This is a genomic window from Candidatus Nitrosotalea sinensis (genome assembly GCF_900143675.1).
Classification (GTDB): Archaea; Thermoproteota; Nitrososphaeria; order Nitrososphaerales; family Nitrosopumilaceae; genus Nitrosotalea; species Nitrosotalea sinensis.
In genome coordinates this window covers 123,785-143,720 of sequence record NZ_FRFC01000001.1, presented here as the reverse complement: position 1 = coordinate 143,720, position 19,936 = coordinate 123,785, and the positions used below count along the sequence as shown (strand labels likewise).

The 19,936-nt window shown below is 40.7% G+C and carries 23 protein-coding genes and 1 tRNA gene; 14 read left to right on the top strand and 10 right to left on the bottom strand.

The features are described from left to right. Nucleotides 1-82: 82 nt before the first annotated feature. Genes NSIN_RS00810 through NSIN_RS00785 form a run of 6 tightly spaced genes read left to right on the top strand, consistent with a single transcriptional unit; the run spans nucleotide 83 to nucleotide 5,239 of the window. Nucleotides 83-385: an ArsR/SmtB family transcription factor gene (locus tag NSIN_RS00810; RefSeq protein WP_101008910.1), complete on the top strand. Its 303-nt coding sequence runs from the start codon at nucleotides 83-85 to the stop codon at nucleotides 383-385. 25 nt (nucleotides 386-410) lie between these two features. Then, nucleotides 411-695 carry a hypothetical protein gene (locus NSIN_RS00805; protein ID WP_101008909.1) on the top strand — a complete coding sequence of 95 codons (285 nt, stop codon included), beginning with the start codon at nucleotides 411-413 and terminating at the stop codon, nucleotides 693-695. Between the two features lie 35 nt (nucleotides 696-730). Continuing rightward, nucleotides 731-1,183 (top strand): hypothetical protein, encoded by a 453-nt coding sequence (locus tag NSIN_RS00800; protein ID WP_101008908.1) that lies wholly within the window; start codon nucleotides 731-733, stop codon nucleotides 1,181-1,183. Further along, on the top strand, nucleotides 1,173-1,529 hold the full coding sequence (locus NSIN_RS00795) for a reverse transcriptase-like protein (protein WP_101008907.1): 357 nt from the start codon (nucleotides 1,173-1,175) through the stop codon (nucleotides 1,527-1,529). Before NSIN_RS00800 ends, NSIN_RS00795 begins: the two co-directional genes overlap by 11 nt. Nucleotides 1,530-1,580: 51 nt before the next feature. After that, nucleotides 1,581-3,686, top strand: a complete 2,106-nt coding sequence (locus NSIN_RS00790) for a 4-hydroxybutyrate--CoA ligase (protein WP_101008906.1) — start codon at nucleotides 1,581-1,583, stop codon at nucleotides 3,684-3,686. 53 nt (nucleotides 3,687-3,739) lie between these two features. Further along, nucleotides 3,740-5,239 carry a 4-hydroxyphenylacetate 3-hydroxylase family protein gene (locus NSIN_RS00785; protein ID WP_101008905.1) on the top strand — a complete coding sequence of 500 codons (1,500 nt, stop codon included), beginning with the start codon at nucleotides 3,740-3,742 and terminating at the stop codon, nucleotides 5,237-5,239. 2 nt (nucleotides 5,240-5,241) lie between these two features. Here NSIN_RS00785 and NSIN_RS00780 read toward each other — a convergent pair whose 3' ends face one another. Then, the gene (locus NSIN_RS00780) at nucleotides 5,242-5,874 is read right to left on the bottom strand and encodes a signal peptidase I (RefSeq protein ID WP_101008904.1); all 633 of its coding nucleotides are present in this window, start codon (nucleotides 5,872-5,874) and stop codon (nucleotides 5,242-5,244) included. 54 nt (nucleotides 5,875-5,928) lie between these two features. Next, nucleotides 5,929-6,660 (bottom strand): zinc-ribbon domain-containing protein, encoded by a 732-nt coding sequence (locus NSIN_RS00775; RefSeq protein WP_101009015.1) that lies wholly within the window; start codon nucleotides 6,658-6,660, stop codon nucleotides 5,929-5,931. Nucleotides 6,661-6,882: 222 nt separating this feature from the next. Here NSIN_RS00775 and NSIN_RS00770 point away from each other — a divergent pair, with 222 nt between their 5' ends. Genes NSIN_RS00770 through NSIN_RS00760 form a run of 3 tightly spaced genes read left to right on the top strand, consistent with a single transcriptional unit; the run spans nucleotide 6,883 to nucleotide 9,126 of the window. After that, a complete protein-coding gene (locus tag NSIN_RS00770) occupies nucleotides 6,883-8,184 on the top strand; it encodes a DEAD/DEAH box helicase (protein ID WP_101008903.1) in 1,302 nt (433 codons plus the stop codon). Nucleotides 8,185-8,228: 44 nt separating this feature from the next. Then, nucleotides 8,229-8,561 carry a thioredoxin gene (gene trxA, locus NSIN_RS00765; RefSeq protein WP_101008902.1) on the top strand — a complete coding sequence of 111 codons (333 nt, stop codon included), beginning with the start codon at nucleotides 8,229-8,231 and terminating at the stop codon, nucleotides 8,559-8,561. A 55-nt stretch (nucleotides 8,562-8,616) separates the two neighbouring features. Continuing rightward, nucleotides 8,617-9,126, top strand: coding sequence for a zinc-ribbon domain-containing protein (locus tag NSIN_RS00760; protein WP_101008901.1), 510 nt, complete (start codon nucleotides 8,617-8,619; stop codon nucleotides 9,124-9,126). Here NSIN_RS00760 and NSIN_RS00755 read toward each other — a convergent pair. After that, on the bottom strand, nucleotides 9,123-9,485 hold the full coding sequence (locus NSIN_RS00755) for a zinc ribbon domain-containing protein (protein ID WP_101008900.1): 363 nt from the start codon (nucleotides 9,483-9,485) through the stop codon (nucleotides 9,123-9,125). The two genes, NSIN_RS00760 and NSIN_RS00755, sit on opposite strands and share 4 nt — an antisense overlap. Before the next feature lie 106 nt (nucleotides 9,486-9,591). Between NSIN_RS00755 and NSIN_RS00750 the strand changes: the two genes are divergently transcribed. After that, nucleotides 9,592-11,424, top strand: a complete 1,833-nt coding sequence (locus NSIN_RS00750; protein ID WP_101008899.1) for a hypothetical protein — start codon at nucleotides 9,592-9,594, stop codon at nucleotides 11,422-11,424. Between the two features lie 58 nt (nucleotides 11,425-11,482). Here the strand turns inward: NSIN_RS00750 and NSIN_RS00745 are convergent. Beyond that, nucleotides 11,483-11,555: transfer RNA gene (locus NSIN_RS00745), tRNA-Ala, on the bottom strand. Between the two features lie 76 nt (nucleotides 11,556-11,631). Here NSIN_RS00745 and NSIN_RS00740 point away from each other — a divergent pair. Next, nucleotides 11,632-13,017 (top strand): dihydroorotase, encoded by a 1,386-nt coding sequence (locus NSIN_RS00740; RefSeq protein WP_101008898.1) that lies wholly within the window; start codon nucleotides 11,632-11,634, stop codon nucleotides 13,015-13,017. A 6-nt stretch (nucleotides 13,018-13,023) separates the two neighbouring features. Here the strand turns inward: NSIN_RS00740 and NSIN_RS00735 are convergent, their stop codons facing one another. Next, a complete protein-coding gene (locus NSIN_RS00735) occupies nucleotides 13,024-14,226 on the bottom strand; it encodes a site-2 protease family protein (protein ID WP_245871854.1) in 1,203 nt (400 codons plus the stop codon). A gap of 44 nt (nucleotides 14,227-14,270) precedes the next feature. Here NSIN_RS00735 and cutA point away from each other — a divergent pair, with 44 nt between their 5' ends. Next, nucleotides 14,271-14,618, top strand: coding sequence for a divalent-cation tolerance protein CutA (cutA, locus tag NSIN_RS00730; protein WP_101008897.1), 348 nt, complete (start codon nucleotides 14,271-14,273; stop codon nucleotides 14,616-14,618). Here the strand turns inward: cutA and NSIN_RS00725 are convergent. Further along, complete coding sequence (locus NSIN_RS00725) at nucleotides 14,568-15,620, bottom strand: pelota family protein (RefSeq protein ID WP_101008896.1); 1,053 nt, start codon at nucleotides 15,618-15,620, stop codon at nucleotides 14,568-14,570. The two genes, cutA and NSIN_RS00725, sit on opposite strands and share 51 nt — an antisense overlap. Before the next feature lie 45 nt (nucleotides 15,621-15,665). Then, nucleotides 15,666-16,091 carry a hypothetical protein gene (locus tag NSIN_RS00720; protein WP_101008895.1) on the bottom strand — a complete coding sequence of 142 codons (426 nt, stop codon included), beginning with the start codon at nucleotides 16,089-16,091 and terminating at the stop codon, nucleotides 15,666-15,668. A gap of 174 nt (nucleotides 16,092-16,265) precedes the next feature. Between NSIN_RS00720 and NSIN_RS00715 the strand changes: the two genes are divergently transcribed. Then, on the top strand, nucleotides 16,266-16,685 hold the full coding sequence (locus tag NSIN_RS00715) for a secondary thiamine-phosphate synthase enzyme YjbQ (protein WP_101009013.1): 420 nt from the start codon (nucleotides 16,266-16,268) through the stop codon (nucleotides 16,683-16,685). Between the two features lie 2 nt (nucleotides 16,686-16,687). On the opposite strand, the gene NSIN_RS09360 is transcribed toward NSIN_RS00715, so the two are convergent. Genes NSIN_RS09360 through NSIN_RS00705 form a run of 3 tightly spaced genes read right to left on the bottom strand, consistent with a single transcriptional unit; the run spans nucleotide 16,688 to nucleotide 18,107 of the window. Then, nucleotides 16,688-16,843 (bottom strand): hypothetical protein, encoded by a 156-nt coding sequence (locus NSIN_RS09360; RefSeq protein ID WP_165775210.1) that lies wholly within the window; start codon nucleotides 16,841-16,843, stop codon nucleotides 16,688-16,690. A gap of 33 nt (nucleotides 16,844-16,876) precedes the next feature. Next, nucleotides 16,877-17,317 carry a metal-dependent transcriptional regulator gene (locus NSIN_RS00710; protein ID WP_101008894.1) on the bottom strand — a complete coding sequence of 147 codons (441 nt, stop codon included), beginning with the start codon at nucleotides 17,315-17,317 and terminating at the stop codon, nucleotides 16,877-16,879. A gap of 7 nt (nucleotides 17,318-17,324) precedes the next feature. Further along, a complete protein-coding gene (locus NSIN_RS00705; RefSeq protein ID WP_101008893.1) occupies nucleotides 17,325-18,107 on the bottom strand; it encodes a TrmB family transcriptional regulator in 783 nt (260 codons plus the stop codon). A 131-nt stretch (nucleotides 18,108-18,238) separates the two neighbouring features. On the opposite strand from NSIN_RS00705, the gene tes reads away from it, so the two are divergent. Next, nucleotides 18,239-19,903 (top strand): tetraether lipid synthase Tes, encoded by a 1,665-nt coding sequence (gene tes / locus NSIN_RS00700; protein ID WP_177346279.1) that lies wholly within the window; start codon nucleotides 18,239-18,241, stop codon nucleotides 19,901-19,903. Nucleotides 19,904-19,936: the final 33 nt, after the last annotated feature.

Below are 19,936 nucleotides of genomic sequence, written 5' to 3'. Positions count from 1 at the left end.
AAAATAATTTTTTCATCATGGTTTTATGATACCTCATATCCAACAACAGTCTATTAATTAACCGAGTATACAAAAAAGACAGATGCCCACAGATCCTCATGCAAAACGTCTGCTGTGGTTTGTATTTGTGGGATCAAAAGGGGGGCTAAACAGAATTCGCCTTGTATCATGTATACGCAACAAACCCCTTAATGCAAACCAACTTGCCAAAGAGATGAATCTTGATTACAAGGCAATCCAGCACCACGTCAAAGTTTTAGAGAAAAACAATCTGATAACTCGAGTAGGAGACAAGTATGGAGCTGCCTTTTTTGTTTCCACCTTTCTTGAAGTAAACATGTCTGTCTTTGATGAAATTGTAAGCAAATTGGAAAAAAGTACATAAACAAAGCAGACTCTAGCTCTTTCAAATGGAACCCACAATGACTGCCAGTACAATAGTGTCAGGTGCAAACATGGTTGCACTTGGAGTTCTCATTGGAGTCTTTGTCAAGATGTATTCAAAGACCAAGGCACAATTGCCTCTTGGAATGATATTTTTTGCAGGTCTTTTATTTTTACACAACATGATTGGAGTCTATGCATACTTTACTATGATGGAACTTTATGCAACAGCCTTGTTGCCATATATGCTGGCAGTACATGTTGCAGAGCTTGCGGGAATACTTGTGTTATTGCGAATCACTCTGCAATAGACTTGATTTATTTGTAAGATGAGAAAACTCATCTTATGCAACAAAAATACAAAGAATATCTCAAGCTAAACAAGAATATACTTTTAGGATTTCTTGCATCAATTGTTGTCTCCGCATTTGTTGCACAAGAATTTGCAAACCAACAAAGCTACGTCAATGCAACAATAACTTTGGGTGTTGATTATGTTGTATATTTTTCCACCTTTGGCATATTGTTTTATTTTGACAACAAGAAAAAATATCTCCTTGATACAGGCAAGCTTGACAAGGTAGGTCTTAGAAGAGACCTTGTAAAAATAATCTCTTCTCTTGGAATAGGTGAGGTTGTCTATACAATTTGCAGGTGGTCTTTACAGTATTATTTACTAACAAATTCCTACCAAGCCTATGTTGCATCTCTTACATCTCAATCAATTTCCACAGTAATCTACATGGCAACTGTAAACTTGAGTGTAAAACTAATGAGGCTGTACAAAGATGGCCATTAGCATATACGTAGACGGCTCAGGAGGACCAAATTCTGGATTTGGTTTTTTCGTAAAAGAGACAGGCAAGTCATATTACAAAAAAGAGCCCAACATAACAAACAACCAGGCAGAATACATGGCAGTAGTGTCTGCACTAGAGCAATTCCTGGGTACCACAGACGAGATTGTCATATACAGTGATTCTAAAAATACAGCAATGCAGCTAAACCACGAGTATGCAATAAACAATGACCAACTTCGAATCCTGGCACAAAAAGCATGGGACTTGATCTCCAAGTTTTCAAATCTAAAGATAATATGGATCCCAAGAAACCAAAACCTAGCTGGCAAAATGATGGGCAGCTAATTCTCTGTGATAAGCTTATTATACAAATAAACTTGAAGCGATCTCGTTCAAATGAGCGAATCAATTTTTCTCTCACCAAAATCTATTGCTATAATCGGAGCCTCTGACAAGGAAGGAAGTGTAGGTAGAGCAATTACGTCTAACATACTAAAAGGATACACTGGAACGATACTTCCAATCAGCCCAACAAGGGATACAGTATTTGATAAAAAGGCATACAAGAGTGTCCTTGATGTTCCAGAACCAATTGATCTTGCAGTTATAGTTACAAAAAATGATGTCGTCCCATCTGTACTTGAAGAGTGCGGAAAAAAAGGAATCAAGGGAGCAATTGTAATCACTGCTGGATTTAAGGAAGTAAACGAGGAAGGTGCCAAGCTTGAAAAAAGACTTGCAGAGATTGCCAAACAGTATAACATCAGAATCATTGGTCCAAACTGTCTTGGTGTGATGAATCTTGCACCACAGACAATGATGAATTCTACCTTTCTCAAGGTAACCCCCAAGTCAGGAGGAATCGCACTTGTATCTCAGAGTGGCGCAATCTGTGCAGCACTTGTAGAAGACGCAAGTGCCCAAGGCATTGGATTTTCATCTGTAATAAGCATGGGCAATAAAGTTGACCTCAACGAGGTTGATATTTTAAAGATGCTTGCAGAACATGAGCAGACCAAAGTAATTGTCATGTACCTTGAAGACATGACAAATGGACGAGAATTCTTGAAGATATGCAAACAAATCACTAGATTGAACAAACTCAAAAAACCAGTTCTTGTACTAAAATCAGGCCGAAGTCCGGAAGGTGCCAAGGCAGCCATGTCACACACTGGTGCACTAATGGGCTCTGATGAAATCTATGATGCGCTGCTTACCCAATCTGGCGCAATCAGAGTTGACACCATGGAAGAGCTCTTCGATTACGCAGTTGCTTTTTCAAAACAACCATTGCCACTAAAAGGCGACCTAGTCATAGTATCAAACGCAGGAGGTCCTGCAATCATTTCAACTGACGCATGTTCTAGAATGGGAATCAAGATGGCAAACATTGAAGATATCAGACCTCAGATAAATGCAGTAATTCCTCCCTGGGGAACATCCAGAAATCCAGTTGATATTGTAGGGGATGCTGATTTTAACAGATTTGATCATGTATTGAATTTGGTTCTTGCACATCAAAATGTAGGCTCTGTAATTGCAATGTGTACACCTTCTGCAACTCTAGATTACAACAAGCTTGCCGAAGTAATTGTTGCAGCATCAAAGAAATACAACAAGACAATTCTTGCAAGCCTCATGGGCCTTGATGAGGGAATACGCAACCGAGAAATTCTTGCAGAGGGAGGAATCCCATACTATACTTATGCAGAAAAAGCAATTCGTGCACTCAAAGCAATGTTACGATTCTCCCAGTGGTCACAAGCACAAGAAGGAACTACACAACAATTCAAAGTAAACAAGAAAAAAGTAGAACAGATATTTGCCAAGGTAAAATCCGAAGGAAGAAAGAACCTGCTTGAAGAAGAAGGACAAGAGGTCTTGAAAGCATATGGCTTTCCGGTACCAAAAAGCATTCTTGCTACAAAAGAAAAAGAGTCTACGGTTGCAGCCAAAAAAATTGGTTATCCAGTTGTAATGAAGATTGCATCCCCGCAAATAATTCACAAATCTGATGCAGGCGGAGTAAAGGTGGGTCTAAAGACACCTCAAGAAGTAAAGAGGGCATTCAAAGAGATAATTAAAAACGCCAAGAAATACGACAAAAAGGCGGTAATCAAAGGAGTCCTGGTACAGGAGATGGTCAAGGGCGGAAAAGAGACAATTGTCGGCTCTAAGCAAGAGCCAGGATTTGGTTCTGTAGTGATGTTTGGCATGGGAGGAATCTATGTTGAAGTACTCAAGGATGTAACATTTAGAGTTGCACCAGTAACGGATGCCGAGGCAGACGAGATGATATCTTCTATCAAGACAAGCAAGCTATTGCAAGGTGTAAGAGGAGAAAAACCATCTGATGTCAAAAAACTATCTGACTGTATCCAAAGAATCTCTCAGCTTGTCACTGATTTCAAAGAGATAAAAGAGCTTGACATGAATCCAGTCCTAGTCTTTGAAAAAGGCAAGGGCTGCAAGGTAGTAGATGTCAGAATCGGTCTTGAATAAAAGAGCCGATCTTTGTTATAATATTTATATTACTTGCAAAGCGATTAGCAGATATGCCAATTAGAACAGCTGAGGAATACATCCAAAGCCTGAGGGGCCGCAACATGAAGGTCTATCTTTTTGGCGAGCTTGTAAAAGAGCCTGTAGACCATCCAATGATAAAACCTTCAATAAATGCAGTAGCAGAAACCTATGCTCTTGCAGAAAGAGACGGAGAGATGGCAACTGCAAAATCATCAATTACCGGATTACAGGTAAACAGATTCTTGCACATTGCAGAAAGTGCAGATGATCTTGTAAATCAAAATAAAATGCAAAGAAAGCTAGGCCAGCTTACAGGAACATGTTTCCAGAGGTGTGTTGGCATGGACGCACTAAATTCATTATATTCTGTTACTTTTGAGATTGACGAAAAATACAAGACAAATTATCACAAGCGCCTGACTGACTTTATCAAAATGATACAGCAGGAGAACTATGTAATTGGTGGCGCAATGACAGACCCCAAGGGAGACAGAAGCAAGGCACCACACCAGCAAGAAGATCCAGATGTATTCCTGCATGTTGTAGAAAAAAATGACAAGGGAATTTTTGTAACAGGTGCCAAGGCACACCAAACAGGGTGCATCAATTCACACTGGATTATAGTAATGCCTACGATGCGACTTCTTGAAGGTGACAAGGATTATGCAGTAGTTGGCGCAATGCCTGCAGACGCTCCAGGAATCACATACATCTACGGACGCCAGTCCTGTGATACTCGAAGCATGGAAGAAGATGACATTGATGCAGGAAACGCCAAGTTTGCAGGACAAGAGGCACTCATAGTATTTGACCGAGTTTTTATTCCGTGGGACAAGGTATTCATGTTTGGCGAGTATGAATTTGCAGCAATGCTTGTAGAGCGATTCACCTGTTATCACAGAAGAAGCTATGTATGCAAGACAGGCCTTGGTGATGTTTTAATCGGTGCAGCTGCTTCAATTGCAGACTATAATGGAGTCCCAGACGTATCTCATGTCCGAGACAAACTTGTAGAGATGACTCACCTAAATGAAACAATATACGCAACAGGAATTGCATCATCCTCACAAGCTCATCGCACCAAGTCAGGTGTCTGGTTAAATGATGACATGCTTGCAAATGTAACAAAACACAACGTTACAAGATTCCCATATGAGATTGGCAGACTAGCACAAGACATTGCAGGAGGATTGGTTGTCACACTTCCATCTGCAAAGGATCTTAACAATCCAACCACAGGCCCAATACTCAAAAAATACCTGCGAGGCCGCAAGGGTGTTGATGTTGAAAATAGAGTAAGAATATTGAGATTAATTGAAAACATGACTTTGGGCAGAAATGCAGTTGGATATCTAACAGAATCTATGCATGGTGCAGGCTCCCCCCAGGCTCAAAGAATTCAGATTGCACGACAAATGCAACTTGGCTACAAGAAAAAACTTGCCAAGAATCTTGCAAATGTAAAAGAAAATCCAGAAAACGACCAAGAGCAATCTGACTATTTCCAGCGAGTCTTTAAAATGAAATAAAATTATCTCAAATCTGCTTTATCATCTGAAGACTTGTCTTCTGGTTCTATACCTGTATAGGAATTGTCTCCTGTAAGACTTTTGCTGTCTGGATTCTCTGTAGAGTCTTTTTTCTCTGAGAGAATATCTGTACCGGATTTTGGTTTTCCAAACTGCTTTACAAGCATTATTCCAATGATTACAGCAATTATGATGTAGTTAATTGGAGGAGTAAGTATTCTTGTCACATAGCCTATCTGGGGAACCACATAAACTACTTTGCCAATATAGTCGCCTTTTGTGATTGGAAAGTCAGTTCCAGGTATAGAACCAGGATTTGCATCTCCCTTTGTTCGTATTACCAAGGGGTCCTTGTTTAGTATCTCCGCTACCCTATGCACTATGACCTTGTCATGCCCATCTGGCCTGTTAAATACAATGATATCTCCGACTTTAAGCTGGTCAAAACTGACATGCCCTTGTACAACTATGACATCAAATATGTTCAAGTTTGGTATCATGCTTCCGCTTGATACCACGTAAAACGGATTTTCAGTTCCAAATGCAACTCTTAATCCAATCCAAATTATTGCAATACCTATTACTACTATTATGATGTCCTTTACAATACCTGATTTGAGAGAAAGTTTACTCAATTGCTACTTGCTTTCTAAATTAGTAAGATAAATCTTGCTTAACAATGATTTGTCTTACTTGAGCTTGTTTCCACAGCTCTCACAAAACTTTGATCCTTGGCTGTTTGTGTATCCACACTTGACACATTTGGAACTGCTGCTCTCAAGTGTACTTCCAAGTAATACAATCTCGCCAATTTTTCTTATCTCATCCCACTTGACTGTAGTTTCAGTTCCATCATTTTTTGTCACAACTAGGACTATACTTGATTGATCAGGCTGAATGCCCATCTCTTTTACAATGCCAACCTTTCTTGCTTCAGTATCATAAACACCAAGGCCTGCAATAGAGCTAAATGTCTTTACACTGCCTGGCTTTGCAGTCTCTACTTGTGGTGTAACACTTGGAACACTTGTAGTAGAAACACTGGCAGAAATACTTGGAGTATCAACAACAGGTATTGCAGCTCCAACTGATGCGGCTTCATCTGGTTTACTAAAGTTTCTATACTCTGCAAGAATCGAGCCACATGTGGTACAGATGTACTGCCCTTTTTCAAGCAAAACTAGATTTTCTGCAACCATCTCGTTTGGACTTTCATATTCTATCTTTGGACTTCCTTCGTATTCTTTTTCACATGTGTTGCAATAATACTTGGAAATCTTCTCAGAATCTAATCTTCCAACTGGAGCCAAAAACAAGTCTGGTCCTCCAAGATTTCCCTTTCTCTGTTGATCATCATTTACTGTGGCCATTACAAAGCCTCCAGATCCTCTTAATTTTTTTAATCTCAATTCGCTGCTCATGTCTTGACTATCTACCTCTTGGATAATTATGTATATCATTTTGATGGGTCAAATCTATACCACGTATCAGAGCAAGAGATTATACAATTTCCAAAATTCATCTAATTTTTTTCAATATTTTGGAAAGAGTTATTAGAGCCAGAAGGGTATGTTAAACAAAAATTGACGGAAATAGGTGTTGAACTTTTCTCTGTCGTTTCAATAAAAAGATGATGAATAAATTTGACCACGTTTGAAGAACTAGGACTAAAAGGTACCATACTTACTGCTCTAAATGAAATTGGTTTTCGTGAACCATTCCCAATACAAGCAGGCGCAATTCCAGTGCTCCTGTCAGGACAGGATGTCATAGGACAAGCACACACAGGAACAGGAAAGACTGCAGCATTCTCATTACCAATAATACAAAATGTAACTCCAAGGGGAGGAGTACAAGCATTAATCATTGCACCAACAAGAGAGCTTGCAGTACAAATCTCTGATGAGATAACAAAATTCTCAAGACATTCTGGAATCAGAAATGTAACAATCTATGGAGGCCAGAGCATGAATGTACAACTGCAAGAGCTATCAAGAGGTGTAGAAATTGTTGTTGCCACCCCAGGACGTCTAATTGATCACATCAAACGCGGTTCCATTAAACTACAAAAAGTCAAGTGGGTCGTACTTGACGAGGCAGATACCATGCTTGACATGGGATTCATTGAAGATATCAAATTTGTACTGGACCTTGTGCCAGAAGATCACATTAACGCATTATTCTCTGCTACCATGCCTGCAGCAATTCTAATGCTTGCAGAAAAGTACATGAAAAACCCACAAAAAATATTCATTGATTCTGATGACCTCAGTGGAGAGGGAATCGAACAAGCATTTCTTGTAATCAAAGACAGGGAAAAGACTGATTATTTGTTCAAATTCATAAAAGAAAACGGTGCAGGACAGACAATTGTATTTTGTTCCACCAAGGACAGAACAAGGCGAGTTGCACACGAGCTTGAGCATGCCAGATTCAATACAGTATCAATCCAAGGAGACATGTCACAGTTTAGACGAGACAAGGCAATGTATCTATTCAAAAAAGGCAAGGCAGACATCCTAGTTGCCACAGATGTAGCAGCTAGAGGAATTGATGTACCAAAAGTTGCACTAGTGATAAACTATGATGTTCCAAACCAGGACATGGTCTATTTCCACAGAATCGGAAGAACTGCTCGTGCAGGAGAAAAGGGCAGAGCAATCACACTTGTATCATATTCATCAATAGGTGATTTCAAAGCAATATCAAACCAAACAAAGGTCCAGATGAAGGACCTCAACAAGGAACTTGGAATCGAGGTCAATATCCCAGATCCACTAAAAAGAGAAGTGCATGCAAGAAGAAGCTTTGGCAGACCAGGTGGAGGATATCGATCTGGTGGTGGATACGGCAGATCTGGAGGAGGTTATGGAAGAGGCGGAGACAGACGAGACAGACGAAGATCTGGCGATAGGAACTATTACGGATTACGAAGTCGCTGGTAAAAATAACCGTTCAATATATTTAGGGATTCGAGATTTTATATCTCATGGATAAAGCAAAACCTGTAAATTCAAATAACTGGGAAAAAGAAGTTATTGCTTCTCCGATTCCTGTGTTTGTAGATTTCTGGGCTGAATGGTGTGGTCCATGCAGGATGGTAAGTCCTGTAATAGAAGAGCTTGCCAATGAATATGCAGGAAAGATCAACTTTGTTAAGGTTAACGTTGACGAAAGCAACGATCTTGCATCAAAGTACAATGTCTTTAGCATACCAACACTTGCATTGTTCAACAAGGGCCAGGTTGTAGCACAACAAATAGGTGCAGCCTCAAAAGGTTCCTACAAGAACATGATAGACAATGCTCTTTCAAAAATCTAATCCTTTCTCTTTTTTCAATCTAAAATAATTAATATCGGTCAAGAAAAGACTTCATATGTCTTTTGGAGATATTGATACTCTAAACCTTCTATTTGACAAACTGCAAAATTTGCTAAATGATACACAAGGATACTATGAATCGTTCCTTGATGCCAATACCATGTACAAGCAAGGAAAGCTCTCCGACAAGGAGTTTTTTGAAAAACTAGGCGACTATGTTGTCTCATACTCATCACTAGAGTTTCTCTCAGTAAAGGTAATCTTTGAGCTCAAAAAATCACTAGATAAAATATCAAGCGGTCGTGCATCAGGTTCTACAGTACCAAGTCCAATGCCGCCTGGCATGGGACCTCAAGCCTCTCAAGTATCAGTCTCTACATTGCCTGGTCCCGGACAACCACCATCTATAATATCTGCAGCTGCAGCATTCTCAACACCGGGTGAGCTTCCACGACCTGACCCTGCATTGATGCCAAAAAGCTCAAGCGGTCCAGTATGCAGTTCCTGCAATTCTTCTGTAAAACCTAACGCCAAATTCTGTCCCAAGTGTGGAAACAAGATCTAATCTTGGTTTGCGCCACATTCAGTACAAAACTTGGCAGATACTGATATCTTTGAACCACATTCGGTACAAAACTTGGTACTTGACTCTGCAGTACTGATTCCTCCATAAAGCCCACCAATTGTCTTCATTGCACCAGTGGGTACAAAGGTGTCATCATCCACAAGCGGGGTAGGAGCAAAATCTCTTTCTTCTACAAAGTTCATTATTCTTGGCATCTGCTGGCCAGGATTTTTTGGATCAGGAACCATGTCTCCCAGCCAAAATGCAAATCTTGTCAGTGTAAGCTCTGGTGTGGAAAAAGTCAATGTATGACTAGACATGTAATCATCTGCCGCAGTTTTACCATTGAATACCTTCATCAAACTTGCTAATCAGACTGGCTGTATATTGTTTTTTGTTTAAATTTCAGGCAAGTATCCATTTTTGAAGAAATGGATGGAAAATATGCTCTAGTATTAGCACCTATTGGATAACAAACCATTTGTTATCGAAATAGATAAAAAGACAAGAACTAGGAAAGATGCGTTGATAAAAAACCTAGATATTTCAGCAAGAAAATTCTTTGTTGCATTACTTGTTCTAGTTCTTACCGCATCTCTTTTTCCACTGGATACTACCGCATTTGCTTCTTTTTCTAGCGGCCAACTTGCATCACATGTCTTAGGCCAATCATCCTTTACTACAAATGTAAATATTGTAACTGCACATGGTCAACAACTTCCAAACAATCTTGCATTTGACTCATCAGGTAACCTCTGGGTTACAGACACTAGTAACAACAGAATTCTAAAATATCCATCATCAAGTCTCAGTACAAACGGAGCATCAGCCACAGTAGAGCTTGGTCAACCAAGTGGTACTGCATTTACAAGCGGTACTGCAAATAACGGCGGAATATCTGCTAGCTCACTTGATTCTCCACAAGGCATTGCATTTAGCTCAGGTAACCTCTGGGTTGCAGATAATACTAACAACAGAGTCCTCATGTATCCATCATCAAGTCTCAGTACAAACGGAGCATCAGCCACAGTAGAGCTTGGTCAACCAAGCGGTACTGCATTTACCAGTAATACTTCAAACAACGGTGGTGTCTTTGTAAACTCGCTCTATGCTCCAAATGGTCTTGCATTTGACTCATCAGGTAACCTCTGGGTTGCAGATGCTGGTAACAACAGAATTCTAAAATATCCATCATCAAGTCTCAGTACAAACGGAGCATCAGCCACAGTAGAGCTTGGTCAACCAAGTGGTACTGCATTTACAAGCGGTACTGCAAATAACGGCGGAATATCCGCAAGTTCACTTGATTCTCCATCATGCCTCGCATTTGACTCATCAGGTAACCTCTGGGTTGCAGATGCTGATAACAACAGAATTCTAAAATATCCATCATCAAGTCTCAGTACAAACGGAGCATCAGCCACAGTAGAGCTTGGTCAACCAAGTGGTACTGCATTTACTAGTAACACTGGCAACAACGGAGGACTGTCTGCTAGCACGCTTTCTTTTCCTAACTGCCTCGCATTTGACTCATCAGGTAACCTCTGGGTTACAGATACTGCCAACCGCCGAGTCCTCATGTATCCATCATCAAGTCTCAGTACAAACGGAGCATCAGCCACAGTAGAGCTTGGTCAACCAAGTGGTACTGCATTTACCAGTAATACTGCAAATAACGGAGGACTGTCTGCTAGCTCACTTAGTTATCCAGAAGGTATAGCATTTAGCTCAGGTAACCTCTGGGTTGCAGATGGTGGTAACAACAGAGTCCTCATGTATCCATCATCAAGTCTCAGTACAAACGGAGCATCAGCCACAGTAGAGCTTGGTCAACCAAGTGGTACTGCATTTACAAGCGGTACTGCAAATAACGGCGGAATATCTGCTAGCTCACTTGATTTCCCACAAGGCATTGTATTTGATTCTTCAAGTAATATCTGGGTTGCAGATGGTGGTAACCATAGGGTAGTAGAATATTTGGCTCCATTTGTAAACGGGGAAAGCGCATCTCTTGTACTTGGCCAATCTGATTTTACCACCCATACAGCTTCTGTCTCACAAAGTGGACTGCACCTAGTAGTGCCTTCTTTTGTTGGTCTTGCATTTGACTCATCAGGTAACTTCTGGATTGCAGATGAAGGTAACAGCAGAGTACTACAGTATTTACTATCAATATCTCCTACAGTACCAGAATTTCCAGCAGGAGGTATGATGCTTCTCTTGGGAGTGTCTGCTATAGGATATCTCGCAGTGCGATATAGAATCATCAGACCATCTAATCTCAGAATAAAGATCTAAGTTACTAGATCAAAAATTACCGACAAAATCTAAACATCTTTTTTCAAAATATAATGTATGGACCGGGGGGGATTTGAACCCCCGACATCCGCGTTGCGAACGCGGCGTCACTACCACTAGACCACCGGCCCTTTTCTTATCAAGAAAACCATCTTCTTTTATTCATTTAGTCAAGACATAATACCGGGTTTTCAACAAAATCTGCAGATGACTGTAGATGCAGTAATCACAGGATCACATGTTGTTCTCCAAAATACCGTAATAGACAGAAACATTGTAATCAATGACGGAAAAATCACTGATATCACAAATGACCTTCCTGCATCTGATCTGAAAATAAAAGGAGACGGCCTTGTCTGCCTCCCAGGAGTCATTGACCCACACATACACTATGGAGTCTACTCCCCAATTGAGCAGGCTGCTCTTACAGAATCAAAAGTTGCTGCAATAGGTGGAGTAACAACAATGATGCGAATGCTCCGTATGGGCGGCTCGTACCGGAGAAATCTTCAAGCTCATCTAGAGGAGAGCTCAAAGGCACACTATGTAGATTATACAATTCATGCATCCATACTTGAAAAACCACAGATAGACGAGATGGAATTTTGTAAAACCAAAGGAATCTCTTCTTTTAAGATATACATGAATCTAGGAGAAGAAATTGGTCATGTCTACATGGACATGCAGCCAGGCGACAAGTCCCTACGAGAAGCTCATGTAGAGATGACACTAGACATGATAACAAAAATAATCCAGACTGCAGCATCATTAAATTGTTCGGTCCTTGTTCATGCCGAAGACTATCACATGTGCTCCTGCGGGATACATACTGCCAAAGAAAAAAACATGGACGGACTTGCCGCATGGTCCCAGAGCAGGCCTGCAGATTCTGAAGTAAAATCAATCAAGACAGTGTCAGAGCTTGCAAGAAAGTTTGGCTGCACTCTATATTTTGTCCATATAGGATCAAAAGCAGCAATTGATGCAATCGCAGAAGAGAAAAGAAATGGCACCAAAATATACGTCGAGACATGTCCTCATTATCTTACATTATCATACGAATCCCAAAAAGGGTACCTTGCCAAAGTAATGCCACCCATACGCTCTACAAAGGATGTAGAATCTGTCTGGAATGAGATACAAAACAACAGAATAGACACCATAGGAACTGATCACGTTGCAAACAGATTGCAACTAAAACTTGGCGGAGACAATGTCTGGGGCGCACTTGCAGGATTTCCAGGAATGGGAACCATGCTCCCGCTTCTCCTAAGCGAAGGAGTCAACAAGGGGAAGATAACTCTGCCCCAATTGTCATATATGACAAGCCTCAACACTGCCAAAATATTTGGCATGTATCCACAAAAGGGCATAATCCAAAAGGGCTCTGATGCAGACCTGGTTCTAGTTGACCTAAAAAAAGAATCCAAAGTATCTGCTAATACCATTGACGGATTTTCAGATTATAACGTATACGAAGGATGGTCCCTCAAGGGCTGGCCTGTAAAGACACTTGTTCGAGGAAACCTCATTGCAGATGATGGCATAATTATCGGCAAACCAGGCTATGGCAAGTTTCTTGCACGGGTATGATTTTTCCTAAATTGTAATAAATCCAGACTTTACTGCAGAAAGTGCAATGTTCAACCCAAACAAGACAAAAGTTACACCATAAAGTGACATCATGGCACCCTTTAGTGCTTTTTCTGAAATCTTTTTCTCAATTATGGTGTGAATAAACTTGCCACCATCAAGTATCGGCAATGGCAGCATGTTGAATATTCCTATGAAAAATGAAAGCATCCACATCCACAACAAGAACATGAACACCTCCGGGCTCCAATGAATATAGTATGGCACTACAGGTTGGTATGACGGAAGTGCTGCCCGTAATATTCCAAGCATTCCCTTTGTCGGGTCATCTTTTGAAGCTGTGACAACAACAGGAATCTGCAATGCCTTCCCGTACCGCAGTACTGATACTGTTGTAGTGTCTCCGGGCTTTAGCTTTACCTTGGCAAAGTCTTGCGGCAGTGAAATTTTATTTCCATCTATTGAAGTTATGATGTCATCTTTTTGCAGACCGGCCTTTTGTGCACCAGAACCATCTGTGACAGATATTATGGGTACACCAAGCGGATCATGGTAAAACATTCCCTTGATTGGGTCTGGCATCACAAGTGCAAATGACGGATTGAATATCAACAGTCCTGCAATTATGAATGAAAACAAAACATTTGATGTGGCACCTGCACCTATCACTCTAAGACGTGAAATCTTTTTTGCCTTGGAAAACTCTTCCTCGTCTGGTTCCACAAACCCTGCAAACAATGCAATAAAGACCGCAAATCCTCCTGTCTTTATCTTTATTTTTTCCAATGTTGCAACTATTCCGTGTGCTCCTTCATGTATCACAAGTACGATAGGAACTGAGAGCAAAAAGTAGATGATATTTGCACTTGACTGTATTGTCACACCTGGGATTAATACAGTCATCTCTGAGAAAGATTCTGGTTTTACAAAAAAGTTTGAGAGATTTGATGCCAAGTACCAAAATGCAGCCCCCATCATCACAAACCCCAAAACCACACTTGTGTTTGAAAAAATTCTTGTCGCACGCTGGGTCTTGTTCAAAATTCGTGTCAATGCAAGCTGGACATTTTGATTCTTGTATGTCAAGCTGTACGGCTTTATCTCAAAACCATGTTTATCAAGCTTGGATGCCTTGGCAATTGCAAAAACAATTACCCATGCAATCAAGACATAGATTATAGAATTATGCGTCAAAAAATCAAGAGCCAAGTTAATTGATACTCTTTTTAGTCAGGGCAAATTTATCGGTTGCTATGGGAGTCATAATTGTATCCACATATCCTGACGCAAAATCAATCTCAAAGGTCGCACATCATATGGTAGAAAAAAAACTGGCAGCCTGTGTCAACTATACTAAAATAAATTCCGTCTATTTCTGGCAAGGAAAAATCCATGATTCTGGAGAATTTCTTGCACTATTCAAGACTACATCAAAATCAAAACAATCACTCAAAAAAGAGATTGCAAAAACTCATCCATATGAAGTTCCAGAAATTGCAGAAATAAAACCAGATGATATCAACATACCATATCTCAAGTGGCTGCAAGACTCAACCCTGAAGGGCAAACCTAAGAAGAGACACAACTCCTCCAAGAGCTGACACCCTCAGTCCCGCATCCGTAGTAGAATCAACTGCATACACCTGAGCTCCTTTTGCCTCTACCTGATTTAGAAACTCTATCACCTTGTCCTCATCCTGGTTCTCAAATATTTTGTCAGAGAAAACCATAGATTCTACTGCACCAGCAGAGTTTGCCCTTGATGTCTCCTCAAAGCCCATCGTAAACTTGTTGCTCTTCTTGTTTGCCCTTGCCATTGTTTCATCTAGTATGGATGAAACCTTTGCAATCTTACTCTCATGCAATGTCTGCTTCATGATGTCAGACTTGATAAACGTGTAAATCCCATCTTCCCCTGACGCATCAATCCCATCAACTACCTGAATCTTGTGCACCTTGACAGACGGAATCTCTCCAAGAAAGTTTGCAAGCCTCTTTTTTGTCTCCCCCGGACCAAATACAATGATACCATCACCGTCCCGAGTTATTGTGGATATAGCACTTGATACATCCTTGAAAAATTCCTCAATGTTAAACTTGGTCTTGTATCTTTTCCCACTTGCACCCGAGTACATGTTTGGCAACAACTTGAGATGTGTACCGCTCAACCTCCCAAGACCACAGTCCGTTGTATCTATTGAAACAAGAACAAACGTACCCTGATCTTTTTTTCCAAAGACAAGTTTTTTCCCAATCTCAGTCCAATTCTTCTTTGTCAGAGTTATCGCATCCCCAATCTTTAATGTAAGAGAATGGTGAGTCCCCTTGCTCACTGACGGATTGTCCGATTCTAGTATTGTTCCCTGGACTCGCAGTCTGTCCACCACATCGTCAATAGAAATTTTCTCAACATCTAGTGCAACTCGAATCTTTATCCTCTCCCCCTTGTCTGGCCTTGCAAAGTCTTTTTCCTGTTTTACAACACGAGACGTATCCCCAACTATCTTGTCTCCACTATCTATTACCCTCCTTAGCGTAAACAAGTCGTCAGACTCTTCTGGTATGAGTGATACTGAATTGTCATCTATTTTTTTTGTTATCAACTAGTTATTCTCTAGAACAGAACTATAATAAAAAAGAAAAGTAATCTAGTTTGAAATCTCGTCAGTCTTGACCTGCTTTTTTTCCTCTGCCTTTTTCCTCAGATAGTTCTGGACCCATTCTTGTGTTATGACTCCAGATTCAGTCAAGTTGACAAGCGTGTTGGTTGAAGCATCACCTACCACCTTGCCTGTGTTTCTTCGTACCTGTCTCCACTTGAGATTGGTGTTACCGCTCTTTGATGAATATATTATTCCAAGCACTTCCTTGGCATTTACAAAAGTCATGTCGCGAATCTTTTTGAGGGTAACCTTGTCTGCTGCTTCTACGTAAATCAAGCCCGGTGATGTCTCGCGTTCTGGAAATACTTCATAGTCGTCCATGTAACTCTCGGGTATAAACGAGTTGCATGTACTTAGGATAACAAACTTCCTAAAACTTTCAAGTGAACACGTTGCATCGATTGTTACCATTTGTCTCTAGCAATCCAGCCGCCTTTTATCAAGCTTCTTGAAAGACTCAAGTAGGAACAAACAAAATTATTTCATTGCAGGCATTGATGACCAAATCCATTTGATTTGATGAGAAGGATCTTGAGTTCTGAGCCTGCACTTGATTTTTATCCATATGTGGTGTCTTGCTATACCATGAAATCCCACACCGAATATCTTACATACAATGTACCATCAAGGAGAGGCTTTGTCAACATCACACCTGATGTACGAAAGATAATTCAAAAAAGCACAATCAAGGAAGGACTATGTCTTGTAAATGCAATGCACATCACTGCTAGTGTATTTATCAACGATAACGAGGGCGGGCTGCACCATGATTATGAAAAGTGGCTTGAAGAAATCGCACCGCATGAACCAATATCTCAATACCGACACAACGATACCGGAGAAGACAATGCCGATGCACACCTAAAAAGACAAGTTATGGGAAGAGAGGTTGTAGTTGCAATAACAAAGGGCCAGCTTGACTTTGGCCCATGGGAGCAAATCTTTTACGGAGAATTTGACGGCAACAGACCAAAACGAGTTCTTGTCAAAGTAATTGGAGAGTGACTCTAAGATAGAGAGCCTCTCTTCTGGGCTCCCTCTTCCAATGGTTTTAGCTTGAAGCTCTGCTCGTGGTTCTGTGCTCCATGATGGCACTTGACACATCCAACCTTGAACCCATTGGAATCCTTGACAAAAGTTTCACATCCGCAAAAACATGTCATTTGCTATCGTTGTCCCAATCTGTGATATAACCCTTAGTTCTTGCAGCAGTTTCCACGAGGTATGTCATTGTTGTGTGGACACTTTCTTGGATGTTTTAGCATAGTGCACAATGCATCTGTAAACTGGGGACTCATATGGTGCTCTATTCCACAAACCATCTCTTCATCAATGTCCACCTTTAATGCGCTATCCATGAGTACCTCAAGTAATCTACTGTTTCGCATCATGTTGGAGCCAATCTCCTCGCCATTTTTTGTCAGCGAGACACCGCTCTTGTTATAGTTGACAAGCTTTGATTCATTTAGTTTCTTTAACATCTGGACAACACTTGGCTGTCTTACATTTAGCATCTTGGCAATGGTGCTTATCTTTACAGGATCCCCTCCTTCCTTGATGTGCCATATTGCCTTTAGGTACATCTCTACATGTTCTGCTTCAGCAGTTCCAACAAACAAGACTTCTTGATCTTTCATGATTCCACTAAACCTTGGTTGATTTTACGTCTTTTGATTCTTTTAACAAGTATTCAAAATATTCCCTTGCAAAGCCTGCCAAGCCTGAATGATCTGCCCATATTGCAACTGCCTCTTTTGTACCGGTTGTCCCAAGCTCCTCACCTAAAAGCAACACCACGTACCTCTTGTCAGATATTATACCTCCACCAAACAATCCCTTTTTGACCTTGACTGTTGCAAGCCTTGAAAGAGACTTGAGCGTTTCTGAATCAACATCCTCTGATACTAGAATAGTAATGTCCACCCCCCTGTCATGGAGCAGTCGAAGTTTTGGAAGAGCTTCTTTTGCAAGCTCTTCTGCTACTTTGGGTATGGCAATCATCACCTCACTTCTGCAAGAATCAACCATCTCAAGTATCTTTGTTGCAATGTTGATTACACCTGAAATTATCCAAATGTCCGGCTTTTCACTTATGCCACTCTGCTCATAAAGAGGAGTGAGTTCTTTGAGTACGATATTTTCATTATTTTTAAATTCCGTCTCAAACTGCTGCCTTGATGTCTGGATTGCAGTTGCTGGTGATTTTGCAAAATATTGCGTAGGCCTTGAATCGTCAGAGCCTATCCAACCCTTCTCCTCAAGCGTACCTAAAACCTCGTATATCTTTGAATACGGGACCCCTGATTTTTGACTGAGATCGGATGCAGTAATTGGTCCTGTCTTTAGCAATGACGAATATGTTTTTATTTCATAACTTGTAAGGCCTATTTTTTCCAGCGCCTTTCTTGTCTTATCAGAGAGGTTCACAGTACAGTTGATCGATATTCTTGTTATATATGTCTAGGATCTCAGTCATTCCACGAACAGGATCTACTAATTCATCTGGTGTCTTGTAGGAAATTGATTAAATACTATCTCCTAAGATATGCGTATAAGACATGGAATTAATTCAGATATCTAATCAGAAGACTCCTACTCTAGGAAAGAAATCAACTATAAGATTTACTCAGAGTATCTGTCCTGACTGTAACATGATACTTGACGCAGAAGTTTTCGAAAGAGATGGCAAGGTCTTCATGACAAAGACCTGCCCAACACACGGCGAATGTGAAGAACTCTATTTTGGCTCTTATGATATGTACAAGAAATTCAGTACATACTGGATTGACGGCAAGGGTGCACATGCTCCAAACGTAATGATTGACAAGTGCTCCTGTCCAAACAACTGTGGTCTATGTTCCAATCACTTGTCCCACAGTGGACTTGCAAACATGATAGTTACAAACAGATGTGATCTTACTTGCTGGTACTGCTTCTTCTATGTAAAGAAGGGACTAGAAGGTGCATACATGTATGAACCATCCCAAGACCAAGTAAGAGCAATGATGAAGACACTCAAGGCAGAAAGACCAATCCCAGGAAACTCGATGCAGATTACTGGTGGTGAACCAATGCTCAGAGAAGATATTGTTGATGTTATCAAAATAATGAAACAAGAAGGTGTTGATCACATACAGATGAACACCAACGGAATCAGATTTGCGTTAGACCCAGAAGCAATGAGAGAAGTCAGACTTGCAGGTGTCAACAACTTGTATCTCAGCTTTGATGGTGTAACACCAAGAACAAATCCAAAGAACCATTGGGAGATTCCATATGCACTAGAAAGTGCAAGAAAGACCGGAACAACTGTAGTATTTGTCCCAACTGTAATCAAATCAATCAATGATCACGAACTTGGCCCAATAATTCGATATGCACAAAAGAACATGGATGTAGTTCACGCAGTAAACTTCCAGCCTGTCTCCCTTACAGGAAGAATGGGCAAGAAAGAGCGTGAAAAATACAGAATCACAATACCAGACTGTATACAAAGAATTGAAGAGCAGACAAATGGTGAGGTAACAGTAGATGACTGGTTCCCAGTCCCAAGCTGCATGCCTCTAACAAATGTCATTGAAGCATTCTCAAGCAAACCAAAGTATGAACTGTCAATCCACTTTGCATGTGGTGCAGGAACATACATCTTTGAAGATGCAGAGACAAAGAAATTTGTCCCATTGACAAGATTTGCCGATATCCAAGGAATGCTTGAGCTCTTTGAAGACAAGGCAGAAGAGATACGCTCCGGCAAGAACAAGTACTTTACAATGCTTGAGGTAGTAAGAAAACTATCAAGCTTTATCGATAAAAAGAAACAGCCTGCAGGTCTTGACCTTGCAAAGATGTTTGGAAGCATACTGATGAAGAGATCATTTAACTCAGTAGGCTCCTGGCATGTCAAGGGATTGTTCCTTGGAATGATGCACTTCCAGGACAAGTACAACGAAGACCTTGAGAGACTCCAAAGATGTGATATTCACTATCTTACACCAGACTTGAGAATTGTACCATTCTGCGCATTTAACGTAATTCCAGAGTGGTACAGAGACAGAATCCAAAAGAAATACTCCATCTCCGTAGAAGAATGGGAGCAAAGAGTCGGTGCCAAGCTAGAAGACGGTCTTTACAGAGGAATCATGAGAAGAGGCTCTGGTGACGAACTAGCAGCAGGCTGTGCAAAGAGCCAGATGATGCACCAAGCATCCCAATCTCTAATGTAGAGTCTCTCTACAATTTCTAAACCCAAAGTTAAT